The organism is Collinsella sp. CLA-ER-H2, from assembly GCF_040092405.1.
Classification (GTDB): domain Bacteria; phylum Actinomycetota; class Coriobacteriia; order Coriobacteriales; family Coriobacteriaceae; genus Collinsella.
Genome location: NZ_JBBNLO010000009.1, coordinates 37,260 through 52,272 on the forward strand (window position 1 = coordinate 37,260; position 15,013 = coordinate 52,272).

At 62.0% G+C, this 15,013-nt stretch carries 10 protein-coding genes; all 10 read right to left on the bottom strand.

All coding sequences use genetic code 11. The features are described from left to right. Positions 1-30 precede the first annotated feature (30 nt). The 10 genes from AAAX59_RS04000 to AAAX59_RS04045 all read right to left on the bottom strand — a co-directional run bounded on the left by AAAX59_RS04000 (position 31) and on the right by AAAX59_RS04045 (position 14,833). Positions 31-1,410 carry an ATP-binding cassette domain-containing protein gene (locus AAAX59_RS04000; RefSeq protein ID WP_349070717.1) on the bottom strand — a complete coding sequence of 460 codons (1,380 nt, stop codon included), beginning with the start codon at positions 1,408-1,410 and terminating at the stop codon, positions 31-33. Between the two features lie 3 nt (positions 1,411-1,413). Continuing rightward, the gene (locus tag AAAX59_RS04005) at positions 1,414-2,472 is read right to left on the bottom strand and encodes an ABC transporter substrate-binding protein (RefSeq protein ID WP_349070718.1); all 1,059 of its coding nucleotides are present in this window, start codon (positions 2,470-2,472) and stop codon (positions 1,414-1,416) included. Positions 2,473-2,474: 2 nt separating this feature from the next. Then, positions 2,475-4,229 carry a [FeFe] hydrogenase, group A gene (locus AAAX59_RS04010; protein WP_349070760.1) on the bottom strand — a complete coding sequence of 585 codons (1,755 nt, stop codon included), beginning with the start codon at positions 4,227-4,229 and terminating at the stop codon, positions 2,475-2,477. Between the two features lie 50 nt (positions 4,230-4,279). After that, on the bottom strand, positions 4,280-6,112 hold the full coding sequence (locus AAAX59_RS04015; RefSeq protein ID WP_349070720.1) for an NAD(P)-binding protein: 1,833 nt from the start codon (positions 6,110-6,112) through the stop codon (positions 4,280-4,282). 256 nt (positions 6,113-6,368) lie between these two features. Then, the gene (locus tag AAAX59_RS04020) at positions 6,369-7,751 is read right to left on the bottom strand and encodes a 6-phospho-alpha-glucosidase (protein WP_022094313.1); all 1,383 of its coding nucleotides are present in this window, start codon (positions 7,749-7,751) and stop codon (positions 6,369-6,371) included. 3 nt (positions 7,752-7,754) lie between these two features. Beyond that, positions 7,755-9,371, bottom strand: coding sequence for a PTS transporter subunit EIIC (locus AAAX59_RS04025; protein ID WP_349070721.1), 1,617 nt, complete (start codon positions 9,369-9,371; stop codon positions 7,755-7,757). 99 nt (positions 9,372-9,470) lie between these two features. Then, positions 9,471-10,325, bottom strand: coding sequence for a PRD domain-containing protein (locus tag AAAX59_RS04030; RefSeq protein WP_349070723.1), 855 nt, complete (start codon positions 10,323-10,325; stop codon positions 9,471-9,473). Between the two features lie 18 nt (positions 10,326-10,343). Then, positions 10,344-10,856 carry a PTS glucose transporter subunit IIA gene (locus tag AAAX59_RS04035; RefSeq protein ID WP_349070724.1) on the bottom strand — a complete coding sequence of 171 codons (513 nt, stop codon included), beginning with the start codon at positions 10,854-10,856 and terminating at the stop codon, positions 10,344-10,346. Between the two features lie 343 nt (positions 10,857-11,199). After that, a complete protein-coding gene (locus tag AAAX59_RS04040; protein WP_349070725.1) occupies positions 11,200-11,961 on the bottom strand; it encodes a 4Fe-4S dicluster domain-containing protein in 762 nt (253 codons plus the stop codon). Positions 11,962-12,583: 622 nt separating this feature from the next. Beyond that, entirely contained in the window at positions 12,584-14,833 is a 2,250-nt protein-coding gene (locus AAAX59_RS04045) for a DEAD/DEAH box helicase (protein WP_349070727.1), read from the bottom strand. Positions 14,834-15,013 lie beyond the last annotated feature (180 nt).

The following is a 15,013-nucleotide window of genomic DNA, read 5'->3' on the forward strand; positions in this document are numbered from 1 at the left end:
AAACGAATCATTTTGTTGCTGAGTTAGTATTTAGAGCGTGATGATATCCGAGATATCGAGGGCCCGAGCGTCGGAGGCGTCGTGTGTGGCGAGCAAGAGCGTGCGGCCGTCTAGCAGGTCGAGCACAACCTTGGTCGTCGCATCGCGCGCGGCGGTATCTAAACCGATAAAGGGCTCGTCAAGAATCACCGCGCCGCCCGGGCACAGCAGGGCTCGAGCGATCTCGACGCGACGGCGCTGCCCGCCCGAAAGCTCGGCCACGCGAGCATGCACATCGATTCCCGGCACCAGCAGGCGCAGCAATGCCGCGGCGCTCGAAGCATCCACGCGCGCATCGGCGCACACCAGCACGTTATCCAGCGCCGAGGCGGACTCGACCAAGCGCGCGTCCTGAAACACCATCGAGCACGGCGCGCACTCCCCCGCTGTCAACGAAAGCAGCGTCGACTTGCCCACGCCTGAAGCGCCCATCACGCAGATACGCCCGCCCGCGGGCACGTTGAGCACCAGACCATCCAGCGCCGGAGCCCAGGGTGCCCGGTCGCCCACGGCGAGCGCAAGCTCCGCCGCAGCCCCGCCACCAGCAGAGCCGCCCGCACGCCCGCGCAGTCCATGCCCATGTGCCCGCACGGCCGCGCGCCACGCCACGGGTCCCGAAACCCGCAGCAGCCACACCAGCACGCGCTCACACGCCCACGAGGCGGCAACGACCAGCACGGTCCACGCCAGCAGATCAGCCGTCTCAATCAAAAGCTTTGCCTGATAGATGCGCTCACCCACGGTGCCCACCGCCATGCCGATCAGCTCCGCCGCCACGCCGGCCTTCCAGCTCATGCCAATCACGGCGCGGGAACACGAAAGCACAAACGGCAGGACCTCGCGCCAGGTGTGGGCGCAAAACAGACGCCAACCCCGCACGCCATGCAGACGAAACATCTGCTCCAGCGGCTTATCCACTTGCGCCAAGCCCTCGACCAACGAAAAATACACGCCCGGAAGTGCCATCAAAAAGACCGCGGCGATGCTCACGCGCGCCGACCCCAGCCAAATGAGCAGCAGGACCACCACACAGGCAACCGGCGTCGCCTTAACAAACGAAAGCGCCGGCGCCACCAGGCGGGCAAACGTCCGCGACCGCACCGAGGCTCCCGCCAGCACGCCGCCGCACACCGCGGCAAGCGCCAGCCCGCCCAAGATTCGCGCGCCTGATCCCACCAGGATCGCCCACGTGCCGGCATCGCATACCAGCCGCAGCAACGCCACCACAACAGCACCCGGACCCGGCAAAATCAGCGGCTGTGCCACCAGCGCCGCCGCGAAGACCCACACGGCAAGCCAAAAGGCGGCAACGGCACCTGCTGCCGCCACCGCCTTCATACGCTCTGCCATTTGTCGAGCAAACGCACGCACGGGCTACTCCATGTAGTAGAAATCATCGGCCGGGAGCTTGCCGCCCACGGCGCTCGCGTCCGCATCGGCCAGCACCTGCAGGTACCCACCGAGCGCCGCCTTCATATCCTTCCCCGTCTGGCACACGAGCATGCACCCGGGAATCGCCTTTTCGGCAATCGCGGCGTTATCCACGATACCCGCATCGACCACGGCCTGAGCCCAGTCCGCCGGCGCCGCGTTCACGGCCTCAACGCTCGCAGCATGCCAGCTCAGGAATTCCGCCACGGCCTCGGGATGCTCCTCGGCAAAGGCACGGCGCACCACGGTCACGCCCGTCAGCAGGCGCGAGCCCGTGTCACCCGCCAGCTCATCCCACACATCGGTCAGGCTTACCGGAGCCGACAACTTGCCTTCGCTCTTTGCGATGGCAGCGGTCTTGAACGGCTCGGGCAGCACGCCCACGGCAGACGGATCGGCAAGCAGGGCCGACAGCACCTCGGTGGGCTCGCTCTTAAACTCAAGCGCCACCTGGCCGGTCAGGCCCGCGCGCTCCAACAGGTAGTTCATGACGTACTCCGGCGTGGTGCCCTTGCCCGTCATGTAGACGGTATGGCCCGCCAGATCGCCAAACGAAGTAACGTCCGCGTTACCCGTCACCACGTTCAGCACGCCCAGCGTGTTGATATCGATGACCTGCACCGCACCCTCGGTCTTGTTGTAGAGTACGCTCGCCACGTTGGCGGGCACCAGGGCGATATCGATATCGCCCTGAATGACCTTGGGCACAATCTCGTCGGCGGCAGTGTTGATCGCAAAGTCGAACTCATTGTCCGTGGCACCGTCGGCCGCCTGGTCCATAAACTGCACCAGCCCAATCGACGTCGGACCCTTGAGCGAGGCGACGTGCACCTCAACCGGCTCGGCAGCGGCACCGTCAGCGGCAGACCCGGCAGCCGAGCCCGCGGCAGACCCGGCACCGGCAGCCCCGCCGCCACAGCCCGCGAGCGCAAGCGACAGGGCGCCCGCGGCGAGCGCCGAGGCAAATCCTCGGCGCGTCATCTCAGCATCAAACGCACGCATCGCTAGCACGCCCCCTCGTTGGGCATCGTCCACGCATGATGGTCGGTATGCAGCAGCTCCTCGGCCAGCGGCGAGAGCGGCGCACCCAAGAACTCGCGATAGCATGCCTGAACATCGGGGTTCTCGTGCGAGAAGCGAATGTCCGCAGCGGCGTCCAGGCCCCACAGCACCTGGCCGCGCTCGGCCGTCAGCTCGCAGCCGTCGTGGATGGGCTGACCGCCGCCACCGACGCAGCCGCCCGGGCACGCCATGACCTCGACGAAGTCATAGCTCGCACGGCCGTCGCGAATCGCATCGAGCAGGCGGGCGGCGTTGCCCAGCCCGTGCGCCACGGCGACGCGTACCTTGGTGCCATCGATATCGGCGACGGCTTCCTTCCAGCCATCCAGGCCACGCACGTCGGTAAAGAAGTCCGCATCGGGGTTCTTGCCCGTCACCAGGTAATATGCCGAGCGCACGGCAGCCTCCATCACGCCGCCCGTGGCACCAAAGATCACACCCGCGCCCGTGCCAAAGCCCAGCGGCGTATCGAGCGGCTCCTCGACCAGCGTGTCCACGCTCACGTGGCTCGCGCGGATTATGCGCACCATCTCGCGCACCGTCAGCGCAACGTCCACGTCGGGCGCGCCGCCCTCGCCCACCATGCTCGGCAGCGCACACTCGGCCTTCTTGGCCGTGCACGGCATCACGGACACCACGAACAGGCGCTCGGGCTCCACGCCCAGCACCTTGGCGTAATACGTCTTGGCGATGGCGCCGAACATCTGCTGCGGCGACTTGGACGTGGACAGGCTGTCGACAAACTCCAGGTAGCGCGCCTTCACAAAGCGCACCCAGCCCGGGCAGCAGCTCGTGAACATGGGCCAGCCGCGGCTGTCGCCTTCGCCCTTAGCGGCGGCGCCTAGGCGCTCGAGCAGCTCGGAACCCTCCTCCATAATGGTGAGGTCGGCCGAGAAATCGGTGTCGAACACGTACTCAAAGCCAACGCGGCGCAGTGCGCAGGCCAGACGCTCGACGGTTGCCTCCTCGCGAGATATGCCGAGCTCCTCGCCCCAGGCGCTGCGCACGGCAGGCGCGATCTGCACCAGCACGATCTTGTCGGGATTAGCAAGCGCGTCAAACACGGTCTCGGTGTCGTCGCGCTCGCGCAGCGCGCCCGTCGGGCAATGCGTGATGCACTGACCGCAGGCGACGCAATCGGTCTTGCCGATCGGTGCGCGCCCGCGGGTACCCACGGCGGTATGTGTGGCGCGGTTGGTCAGGTCCCAAATCCCTAGGCCCTGCACGCTCTCGCACACCTTGATGCAGCGCATGCATTTAATGCACTTGTCGTTTTCGCGGATGATGGGAAAATCGAAATCCCAGCCCTCGCCCGCCAAATGCCTTTGATACGGCAGATAGAAAATGCCCAGGTCGTTGGCGATGGTCTGTAGGTTGCAGTTGCCGCTGCGCACGCAGCTCGTGCACTGCGAATCGTGCTGGGACAGCAACAGCTGCACGTTGGTACGACGGGCCTCGCGGGCTTTGGGGCTGTTGGTGTGGACCACCATGCCGTCGAGCACGTAGTTGTTGCAGGCGGCAACCAGCTGGTCGCAGCCCTCAACCTCGACCACGCACACGCGGCAGCCGCCGATCTCGTTCAGATCGCGCAGGTAGCACAGGGTGGGAATCTGGATGCCGACGGACTTGGCGGCGTCCAAGATCGTGGTGTGCTCGGGTACCACGACCTCGCAATTATCGATAGTGAGCTTGACCATATTGAGTGCTCCGCTTTCGGTCTTGTCGCTGACAGTGGGGTTGTTGAGCTCTACCATTCCAGATTCCTCCCTCCGCGGAACGCGCCAAAGCCAAAGTGGTCGCAACGCAGGCAGCGGCTTGCCTCCTGGCGCGCCTCCTCCTCGGTAAGGCCCTGCTCGACCAGATTCCAATCGTGAATACGCTCGCCGGCCTCGCGCTCGCCCAGCTCGCAGCGGCCGCACTCGTGCTTGCCCTTAAACTGGACGGTCGGCAGCTCCACGTCGAGCTTGATCTTGTGGTCGAAGCCCAGATAGCGGTCGATGTTTGCCGAAGCTACGCGGCCGGCATTGATGGCGCGGATGACGGTGGCGGGGCCGGTCTGGCAGTCGCCGCCGCTAAAGAGGCCATCGAAATTGGGCACGACGCCGTCCGAGTCGGTGACCACGCAGCCCCACTTACAGGCGATGCCCATGTCCTCAAACGGCTTGGAATCGATGTCCTGGCCGATGGCCACGAACACGCGCTCGCAGGGAATGACGCGCTCGGGCGTCGCGGCGGCACGCGGGGCCGGACGACCGCGACGGGGCTCGCCGATAATCTGCGGTTGCACGCGCAGGCCGCTCACGCGACCATCTTCGCCCGTCTCGATGGCGAGCGGCGCCGTGAGCTCCAGAACCTCGCAGCCCTCGGCCTGGGCACCGGCAATCTCGGCGTCCTGGGCTGTCATATCGCAGATGCGGCGGCGGTAGACAATGCTCACCTTTTCGGCACCGCAGCGCACGGCAGAGCGAGCCACGTCCATGGCCACGTTGCCGCCGCCGATGACGCACACGCGCTGGCCGCTCAGGTCGGGCAGCTCGTCGTCGCCAATGGCACGCAGCATCTTGACGGCCGACTCCACGCCGGGAGCCTCTTCGCCCGGAAGACCGAGCTTCTTGTCATTGTGGGCACCAATGGCCAAGTAGACGGCATCGAACTCGTCACGCAGGCGGGCGAGCTCCTCGCCGTTCACGGAGTGGTCGAGTTCCACATCGATGCCGGCGCTCAAGATCCAGTCGATCTCGGCCTGCAAGCGCTCGCGCGGCAGACGATAGCTGGGGATGCCGTAGCGCAGCATGCCGCCCAAGTGGTGGCGCTGCTCAAAGATGGTCACCTTATGACCCATCACGGCCAGGTAGTAGGCGCAGGAAAGGCCGGCCGGGCCGCCGCCGATCACGGCGACGCGCTTACCGGTGTTGTCCACTACATGCGGCTTGTGGTCGTTGAGGTCACTGTGCTCAACGGCAAAACGCTTGAGGGCGAGGATGTTCATGGGGTCATCGACCATGCCGCGGCGACAGTGCATCTCGCAGGGATGCTCGCACACCAGGCCGCAGACGAGCGGCAGTGGGTTGTTCTTGCGGATGACCTTGACGGCATCGGCATAGCGGCCGGCCTCGACGAGCGAAATGTACCCGGGAATGTCGACGTGCGCCGGGCAGCCCGAGACGCACGGGACGCGGGCCTCGCGATCAAAGCCGCAGGAGTGCTCGCGAATGTGATGCTCAAAATCGTCGCGGAAGCCGCGAATGGCCGTGAGTGCCATGGCGCCAGCTTCGTAGCCGATGGCGCAGTCGCTCGAAAGGTAGATGGTGCGGGCCGTGCGCTCAATCAGGTTGAGTGTGGACTCATCGGCGCGCCCTTCGAGCACATCGGCAAGCAGGTCGCTCAGCGCGCTCAGGCCCACGCGACAGGGCGTGCACTTGCCGCAGCTCTGGGTGGAGCACAGGTTGACGAGCGCTGCCGTAAACTCCACGGGACACGGGGCGAGCGAGCTCACCGCCAGACGACGTCCGAGCGCATCGTGCAGGTCGTCCATGACGGCCTGAGCGTGGCTGCGTTCCATTACATGCAGTCGAGCCATAAGATCCCCTCTCACATGGCAGCCCGGAGGCGAGGCCGGGCGAAATTGCTACACGCACAACACTGACCTAAAAAGTTGTTAGGTCTCCACGCAGTTCGGCAGGCGGCATGAAATGTCACCCTCAGCGGTGAAATAGAACATTACCGCAGATAAATGCCATATTTGATAAAACGCGTTACCAAATGACAATGCCCCGTCCACGCAATCACGTGGACGGGGCATTGCTCTAGGTATGCGGCCAGCGACCCTGTTGCTTTTACTTAAGCTCGGGCCAGTAACCCTTGTTGGCCTCAATCATGTCGTCGAGAACCTCCTTGGCGACCTTCATCGACGGCACGGTCTTGTTGAGCGTAAAGGCCTTGAGCGCCTTCTCGTACGAACCCTCGATCGTAGCCTCGACAATGAGCTTCTCGGAGTTCAGCTGCTGCATCATGAGGCCCTGCTGGAACAGAGGAATGTTGTCACGGCTGATGACCTCGGGGCCGTTCTTGCCAATGTAGGCAGGCAGCTCGACCATGGCGTCGTAGGGCATGTTGGGGATAGCGCCCTTGTTCTCGCAAATGACCAGGAAGCGCTGCTTGGTGTCGTTCTTCAGAGCGATAGCCAGGTCGGCAATCCAGTCGCCGTGGCTGCCCGCATAGAACGTGCTCTCGTCGATCTCGCCCGTCTTCTCGTAGTGATCGATACCATCAAAGAGGTTCTTCTCGCGCGTCTCCTCAACCTCGTTAGCACGGGTGCGCTCGGGGTTGGAATGCTCGACGAACTCCTTCTGCTGCAGGTAGTAGTTCAGATACGTGTTGGGCAGGTACTCCGGGAAGCACTCCATGATCTCGTACTCGCCCTTCCAGACGTAGTACCAGCTGCCCTTGGTGTGACGGTTCTGCTCGGGGTGCTCGTCAGTGGCCTCCTCGGGCTTCTTTGCCATGAGCGAGCCCATGCCCTTGAGGTAGGAATCGGGCAGCAGAATCTCGTGCTCCTTGATGTACTCGCGCAGCTGCGGGAGCACCTCCTCGCCCTTGTGGCGGATCGAGGTGAACCAACCAAAGTGGTTGAGGCCAAAGTAATCGTACTCGACATCCTTCTTGTCGATATCGAGCGCGGCGCAAACCACGTCGATAATCGCGATCGGCATGTCGCAGATGTTGATGATACGAGCGTTGGGACGCAGCACACGGCAGCCCTCGGAGACGATGGCGGCAGGGTTGGAGTAGTTGAGAATCCAGTAGTCCTTCTTGGCGTACTTCTCAACGTCATCGATCAGCTCGACCATGGGGAAGATGGTGCGCATGCCGTAGGCAAGGCCGCCGCAACCGCAAGTCTCCTGACCAACGCAGCCGTGACGCAGCGGAATCTTCTCGTCCTGCTCGCGCATGGCGTAGCCGCCCACGCGCATCTGGGCAAACACGAAGCTCGCGTCGGTAAAAGCCGTCTTTTTGTCTGTGGTCACCGTCAGCTTGATGTCAAGGCCGAGATCCTCGTGCAAAATCCAGTCCACGAGCACGCCGATCTTGCGCTGGCGCTCCTCGTTGATGTCGTACAGACGAATCTCGTCAACGTCGAGCTCGTCCTTGCGCAGGGCGATGGACTTGACGATGCCGGGGGTAAAGGTGGATCCGCCACCACACAGAGTAATGATCATTGTTTACTGCTCCTTCTCAATTGCGTTCTCGACTTTGTCGCGCATCTCGGCGACCTTCATGCCAAAGATGATCTGAATATTGTTGCCGTTGCGGTTGATGCCGCTGTTGGGCACGTGGTTGATGAGGTCCTCATCGATGAGGTCCGGGTTCTTAACGTTCACGCGGAGACGCGTAAAGCAGTTCTCGAGCTCCTCGATGTTGTCCTTGCCGCCAAGACCTGCGACCAGGTCGGCAATGCCAGCATCGACGCCCTCTGCGGGAGCCGCGGCAACAGCGCCCTGCTTCACCGCGACAGACGCGGCGGCCTCGCCCTCGGCAACGGACTCGGCGAGCTCGGACTCTTCCTCGCGACCAGGCGTGTGGAGGTTGAGCTTCTTAATAAGGAAGGTAAAGAGGAAGAAGTACAGAGCGGCGTTGACGACTCCAAGCACCAGCATAACCGGCCAGTTGGTTTTATCAACACCAAGAACCAGGTTGGAAACCGCGATGTTGATGATGGCGCCTGCAGTCGAAGCGGGCACGGAGAGGACCTTGAGCAGAACCAGGAAGATGCCGGAAAGAACCGAGTGAACGACAAAGAGCACGGGAGCGGCAAAGACAAAGAGGAAGTCCATGGGCTCGGTGACACAGGAGAGCACGGCGGTGATGATCAGCGGGATGATAACGGCCTTGGTCTTATCCTTGTTCCCCTTGTAAGCGGTGAAGATAAAGGCGAGACCGATACCGATGTAGGGCCACAGGTTGTTGAAGGTGTAGCTGTTGAAGTAGGTGCTATCGGAGAAGGGCTGGCCCGTCATTGCCATCTCGGCGACACGGATGGGATAGGCACCGGCGATAACCTGATCGCCCAGCGTCAGGGTGCCACCCACATCGGAGAACTGGAACGGGGTGTAGATGAGGTGGTGCAGACCGGTAGGAACGAGCAGCTTGTTGAGCATGCCGTAGATAAACAGACCGATGTTGCCCGACTCCTTAATAATGCCGGCGACGGAGGAGATGGCACCCTGAACCGGAGGCCAAACGATGCAGAAGCCAGCGCCCATGATCCAGGAAATGATGATCATGATCAGGAACGGAAAGCGAACGCCCGAGAACATCGAAAGGGCAATGGGGAACTGCTTGTTCGAGTACTTGTTGAACACGGCACCGGTGATGCAACCAAGGATGATGCCACCGAACACGCCGGTATCGAGTACCTGGATGCCCATAACGGTGGCCTGGCCGGTTCCGGTAAGACCGAGCATGCCGCTCGCATCGGCAAGAGAGCCGGTGGCGTTGAGCACGATGTTGTTAGCCTGCAGGAACAGGAAGAACGACATCAGGGCGATCAGCGAAGCATGGCCCTTGTTCTTCTTTGCCATGGCGCCGGCGATGCCAACGCAAAACAGAATCGAGAGGTTGTTGATGATAAACATCAGCGACTGATAGACAACGGCGCCCACAAGCTGGAACGGACCGGAGCCCAGTACGGGGACCAAAGCACAAATGGTCTTGTTGGTCAGAATGATGCCCACGATGAGCAGGATGCCGGCAACCGAGAGATACATCATCGGCTGGACGATCGACTTTGCGAACACCTCCAACGGCGCTTTGAAATTGAACTTCTTTTTTGCGGTCATAGCGGTACTCCCCTTCCTTTTCCGCAAATTAAGACAGATGTGCCCTGGACAAGACCGTGAGCCTTGCCTTATATCAATCGATGTGTGGGCACGTTATGCCTAGAGACCAGGTTCTCCAAGCAGGTTAACAATGTGATATGCGAGATAACTCTTCTCGGCATCGGTAACGACAACGTTATAGGTAGACGACAAGTGGGCGGCTATGGCGTCCGCGCACGAGAATGCACGCGGATACGCCGTTTCATCGATTCGGAACAGCGCGTCGCCATTGATTTGCCCGGCGGCAGGATCGAGCGCTCGCCGTGCGAAAAATTGCAGGTGACGAACGAAACGTTCGTAAGGCAGCGAGGTGTCGTCGAGGGTCGTGGCATAGCGCTCGGAAACAATCGCAAGCACGTCGCGAACAAGCTGGACCGAAACGATCAGACGGTCAGAGCGCTGCGGCATGGTGGCGTTGACGATATGCAAGGTAACGAAACCCTGCTCTTCTTCGCTCATTTCAATGCCCAGATAGTCCTTGATAATCTGAAGGGCACGGCCCGCAAGCGCGTACTCCTTGCGATAGAACTGCTGGATCTCGAGCAGCAACGGGTTCTCGCAGGGAACGCCTTTGCGCTCACGCTCCAAAGCAAGGCTGATATGGTCTGCGAGAGCAATGAGGATCTTATCGTTGATGTCGGCATTGAGCTCTCGGCGAAGCATCTGAACAATTTCCTCGGAAATCACGAGGTTGACGGTGGGGATGGACTCCAAAAGATGTGCCAAGCGGTCAATCGTATGCGAATCCTGAGAAGTTCCCTCCTGCAACGCGTAGGTCTTTTCGACTGACGCCTCGTCGATGGCATCGCCGGCATGACGGCCAAAGCAGAGGCCTCGACCGATGACGATGAGCTCGGAGCCATCGTCCGAAGTGACCATTGCGACGTTGTTGTTAAAAACTCGCTTGATAACCACGGTACCCACCACAAGAATTTACTCGGAAAGCCAGATGACAGGCTCTTTAACAGCAACAGGGCCGGAAGCATGCTCGCGAAGAGTCGAGTTCTCCGAACGCTCGCACACGATAACGAAGACCGTAGGATCAAAGCCGGCAGCGCGGACCGCGTCGAAATCGACCTCGACGAGGGGCTGGCCCGCGTCGACATGGTCACCCTGGGCAACAAGCGCATGGAAGCCCTTGCCCTCAAGCTTAACAGTGTCGATTCCGATATGCAGCATCACCTGAGCAGAGCTGTCATCGGACATGATGCCCAGCGCGTGCTCAGTCGGAAACAGCGCCGCGACGGTGCCGGAAACAGGAGCGCACACCGTTCCCTCTTGGGGGACCACGGCAACGCCATCGCCCACTGCGCGGCTGCTAAAAGCGGGGTCATTGGTATTTTCTAGATGAACAAGCTCGCCGGAAACGGGAGCGAGGATTTCGAACTCGGAAGCTGCAGTCGTCTGCTTATCCGAGCCCCCCATAAGGCGAGAAAAGAAACCCATGGTGGCATGTCCCTTCATAAATATAGCCCAACCAAAATCAATCGAATGCGCCCATTGAGGCGCTCGCGATCAAAGACTTTGGTTAGGCCCACGTCCGAGGGGACTCGGTAACCTTCCGCATTTCTTTTACGGGGGTTATTGTAGGCAACAACAAAGCCAGAATAGTCATTATGACCGGTGAGCGGTATTTTTTCTTCGATAAACGGTATTTAAGCGGCACTTAGGGACGTTCCTTTTCTGCCGGCACTCGGGGACACTCCTCACTCTGGTGCATTGGGGACAGGTCTGTTTACACCAGGTTGGTGCAGATTAACCTGGTCCCATTGCACCAATTTCGTATGCGCTAGATAAAGAGCTCGCATTCCTTCCGCACGACGCAAACCTTGCTCAGCATCTGGGAAACAGCGGATAGCTTGTTGGGATCAAGCTTACGAGCGCCTCGCGGACATACGGCAATGCAGCGCATGCAGGAGATGCACGCCTCGCCAGCTGCTCGTTTGGGGTCACCCTTGTCGATAGCACAAACGGGGCACGCCGCGGCGCATGCACCGCAGGAGACGCAATCCTCTGTTGCCTCGGGTGCCATGCGGTGACCCCCAGCTTGTTTATAAGGACGATTGCCGGGGATAGAGGGCTCGGACGCATCCTCAGCCAACAGCTTTTGCAGAATTTGCTGCGCAAACTCTGCGAGCTGCGCCGCATCCTGCGCATCCGGTCGCCCAGCAGCAAACTGACGAGCAACGGAATGCTCAGCAATAGCAGAAACCGCTGCAACCACCCTAAATCCGGCGCGCTTCGCAACGTCCTCCAGCTCTACGAGCGTGTCCTCAAACGCGCGGTTTCCGTATACACAAACCAAAACTGCCCGAGCCCCGTTGCCTCGCACCATGCCCAACCGGTCAGCCACCACAGCCGGGATTCTACCGGCATACGCCGGCACAGAGATTACGGCCACGTCGTCCTCAGTCATCGAGACATCGCTGAAATCTAGCCCGCTATCGGTCAGATCGACGGTAACGGTATTCTTGTCCAGCGCCCCGGCCATAAGGCCAGACACCTTCCGCGTTCCACCCGTCGGGCTAAACACAATTTCGAATACGCTCATCGAGGCACCCTCCCCCTACGCCTGGCAACGCGTCAAGCCGTTTTCACATTCAGACAGAGTATACGGCGCATGGGATCCCCGTTTTGGTGCACCAAGCACCCCAATGCACCCACCCTACGCTGTCTGCCTCTTCGTTTTGTATAAATTACGGTACAGATTGTATATATTTACGGGATGCCGCCGTGTTCTCCTGAGGTACCCCATCCCAGCACGTGCAAAAAAACTGAGTATTCTGCAACGTAACCACGCCAGCACCGCCGCGGGTGGGCAAAACTGTAGGGCGCCGTATCATTCTAAGTCCCGACATGGCGAGAATGACGCGCCCCTGCTCCGGAAAACGGCGAAATCTGACTCAGAACGCTCGCCAGGGATATCAGAAGGCCACCGTTGGCGACGTCGAATCATATGCAGACAACTCGAACTGCAGAATACTCCAAAAAATGCGCGGCGCACCCCATGGGACCCATTGCCGCATGGCAGGAAACAGGCCCACGGCATCCTCTGGATGCATTCCCAAGGAAATCACATTTGAACTAGCAATCGGATACGGCAAACAAAAAGGGCCCCGAACGTAGTTGCTCGGGGCCCTTGGTTCACCTCGCTCTAGCGGGCGATGCGTATGTTACTTGCGCTTGCCGCCGCCGTCACCGGGGCGACGGGAGCTGCCGCCGCGCTTGCCGCCACGGCTGTTGCCGTAGCTGCCACGGTTATCGCGACCGCCGGCGCGGCCGCCACGAGAGCCGGCCTGGTTGCCGCCACGACCACCACGATAGCCGCCGCGACGCTCCTCGCGGGTATCGTCGTAGTTGCGCCAGTCATCGCGACGATCGCGGCTGGCACGCGGGTCACGACGATCACGCGACTCGTTAGAACGACCAGCGCCGCCGCGGCCGCCATTGCCGCGAGCACCCTCGCGACGCTCGCCGCCGCGGCTACCGCGCTCTTCAAAGCGCTTGCCGCCACGGGACTCACCGCCACGGGCAGTACGCTCACCGCGACCCTCGCCGCCGCGACGCTCATTACGGCCGCCGCGCTCGTCATCACGACCGGAACGCCGGCGGTCGCCCGCACCGCGCTTGCCACCGCGCGAACCGCGGCCCTCGTCCTCGCGCTCGACACGACGACGACCGCCGCGGTCCTCGTCCTCACGACGACGGCGGTGTGCCTCGCCCTGGAACTGCTTGGCACGACGCTCGGCACGGTTGCCGCGCGCAGGCTGCTCAGCGGCACCAGCACCGCCGCGCTCCTCGGCAGCTACCTCGCGAGCCACGCTCTCAACAGCCTCGTCCACGCGAGCCTGAACGCCCTCGCGCACGCGGGTCTTGCCGCCACGCTTGGGACGACTCGGGCGCTCGCCGTCGCTGCGGCGCTCGTCGCGACCGCGGTTGGAACGACCGGCCACATCGCCGTAATCGTCGCCGTTGCGCTTGCCGTCGCGACGTGCCTGCTCGAGCTTCTTCTTGCTCTTGGACTTGCCGCGCTTGGTCTTCTTCTTCACCTTAAAGGCCGCAGGATCGCGCTCGGGGTCAACCGCGGGCGGATTGGGGCCCACATGCAGGTCGCCGGCGTCATAAATGTCGGCCGTCTTGTCCATGAGCTTCTCGATCTCGTAGAACTCATCGACATCCTGCTCGGTCACAAACGTAATGGCCCAGCCCAGCTCGCCAGCGCGGCCCGTGCGGCCAATACGGTGGATGTAGTCGGTCGGCTCAGCCGGCACGTCAAAGTTCACGACGTAGCGCACATCGCTGATGTCGATGCCGCGGGCGAGCACGTCGGTTGCCACCAACACGTCGACGGTACCGTCGCGGAAGGCCGAAAGGGCACGCTCGCGCTGAGCCTGGCTGCGGTTGCCGTGAATCGCGGCGGCCTTGATGCCCTTACGCTCCAGACGACGGCAGCAGCTGTCGGCGCGGTGCTTGGTGCGCATAAAGACGATAGTGCGCTCCGGGCCCTCCTTCTTGAGGAACTCGGGCAGCAGGTTGTTCTTGGCCTCGATGGACACAGGGAACACAAACTGGTCGACGGTGTCGGCGGTCGACGTGGCAGGCGCGATCTCCACGCGGGCCGGGTCGCTCACCAGGTCGGTGATCTCGCCCACGGCCTCCTCGTCGAGCGTCGCCGAGAACAGCAGCGTCTGGCGCTCGGCCGGCGTCTCGCGCACAATGCGGCGGACGGCGGGCAAAAAGCCCATGTCGAGCATGCGGTCGGCCTCGTCGAGCACCAAGACCTTGACCTCGTTCAGATGACAGGCGCCCTGCTCGATCAGGTCGACCAGACGACCCGGCGTGGCGACCAGGATGTCACAGCCGTACTTGAGCGCCGCGGTCTGCGGCTTGTAGCTCACGCCGCCCACGACGGTCACGGCGACATGGCCGGTGACGTCGGCGATCTTGCTCGCGACCTCGTCGATCTGCTGGGCAAGTTCGCGCGTAGGGGTGATGACGAGCATCACGGGACCACGGCCGTTGCCCTCGGGCTTTTTAGCACCGCGACGGCGGTTGCGGGAGCCGCGCTCGCGCACGGGTTTGGGAGGAGCGATGTGCTCCAGATTGTTCATGGTCGGCAGCAAAAAGGCGGCCGTCTTGCCGGTGCCGGTCTGAGCGGCGGCAAGCAAGTCGCGGCCCTCGAGCACCACGGGGATCGAACCGGCTTGCACGGGCGTCGGCGCCGTGTAGCCCAGGCTCTCGATAGCACGAAGCATTTCGTCGGAAAGGCCCAGCTCTTCAAAGGCGGGCAGGCTCTCGGTAGCGGACTCGACGGCCTGGGCGGCATTTGCCTCATCGGCGGCATCGAAGGCAGCCTGGGTCATGGCCTCGCGGGTCTCGTCCAGAATCTCGGCGTCCGTGACGTCGGATACAGAATTACGCATATGTTGTTGTTCCTTATCTGCACGCGCAATGGGCACGGCATGCGGCCGCGCGGGCGTGCTTGGTAGTGCGCTAATACATACAAAAACGGGTGCGCACAGAGAGGACGTTGCTCAGCACGCTGGCGATCGCTTTGGCAGCCCTATCACGCGCCGTCCAGACGCAGCAGCTCTAAGCGATGG

Bases quoted from the DNA above. Each gene is read 5' to 3' on its own strand.
- AAAX59_RS04035 (WP_349070724.1), bottom strand. From the start codon at position 10,856: ATGGGTTTCTTTTCTCGCCTTATGGGGGGCTCGGATAAGCAGACGACT.
- AAAX59_RS04020 (WP_022094313.1), bottom strand. From the start codon at position 7,751: ATGATCATTACTCTGTGTGGTGGCGGATCCACCTTTACCCCCGGCATC.
- AAAX59_RS04005 (WP_349070718.1), bottom strand. From the start codon at position 2,472: ATGCGTGCGTTTGATGCTGAGATGACGCGCCGAGGATTTGCCTCGGCG.
- AAAX59_RS04010 (WP_349070760.1), bottom strand. From the start codon at position 4,229: ATGGTCAAGCTCACTATCGATAATTGCGAGGTCGTGGTACCCGAGCAC.
- AAAX59_RS04025 (WP_349070721.1), bottom strand. From the start codon at position 9,371: ATGACCGCAAAAAAGAAGTTCAATTTCAAAGCGCCGTTGGAGGTGTTC.
- AAAX59_RS04045 (WP_349070727.1), bottom strand. From the start codon at position 14,833: ATGCGTAATTCTGTATCCGACGTCACGGACGCCGAGATTCTGGACGAG.
- AAAX59_RS04015 (WP_349070720.1), bottom strand. From the start codon at position 6,112: ATGGCTCGACTGCATGTAATGGAACGCAGCCACGCTCAGGCCGTCATG.
- AAAX59_RS04040 (WP_349070725.1), bottom strand. From the start codon at position 11,961: ATGAGCGTATTCGAAATTGTGTTTAGCCCGACGGGTGGAACGCGGAAG.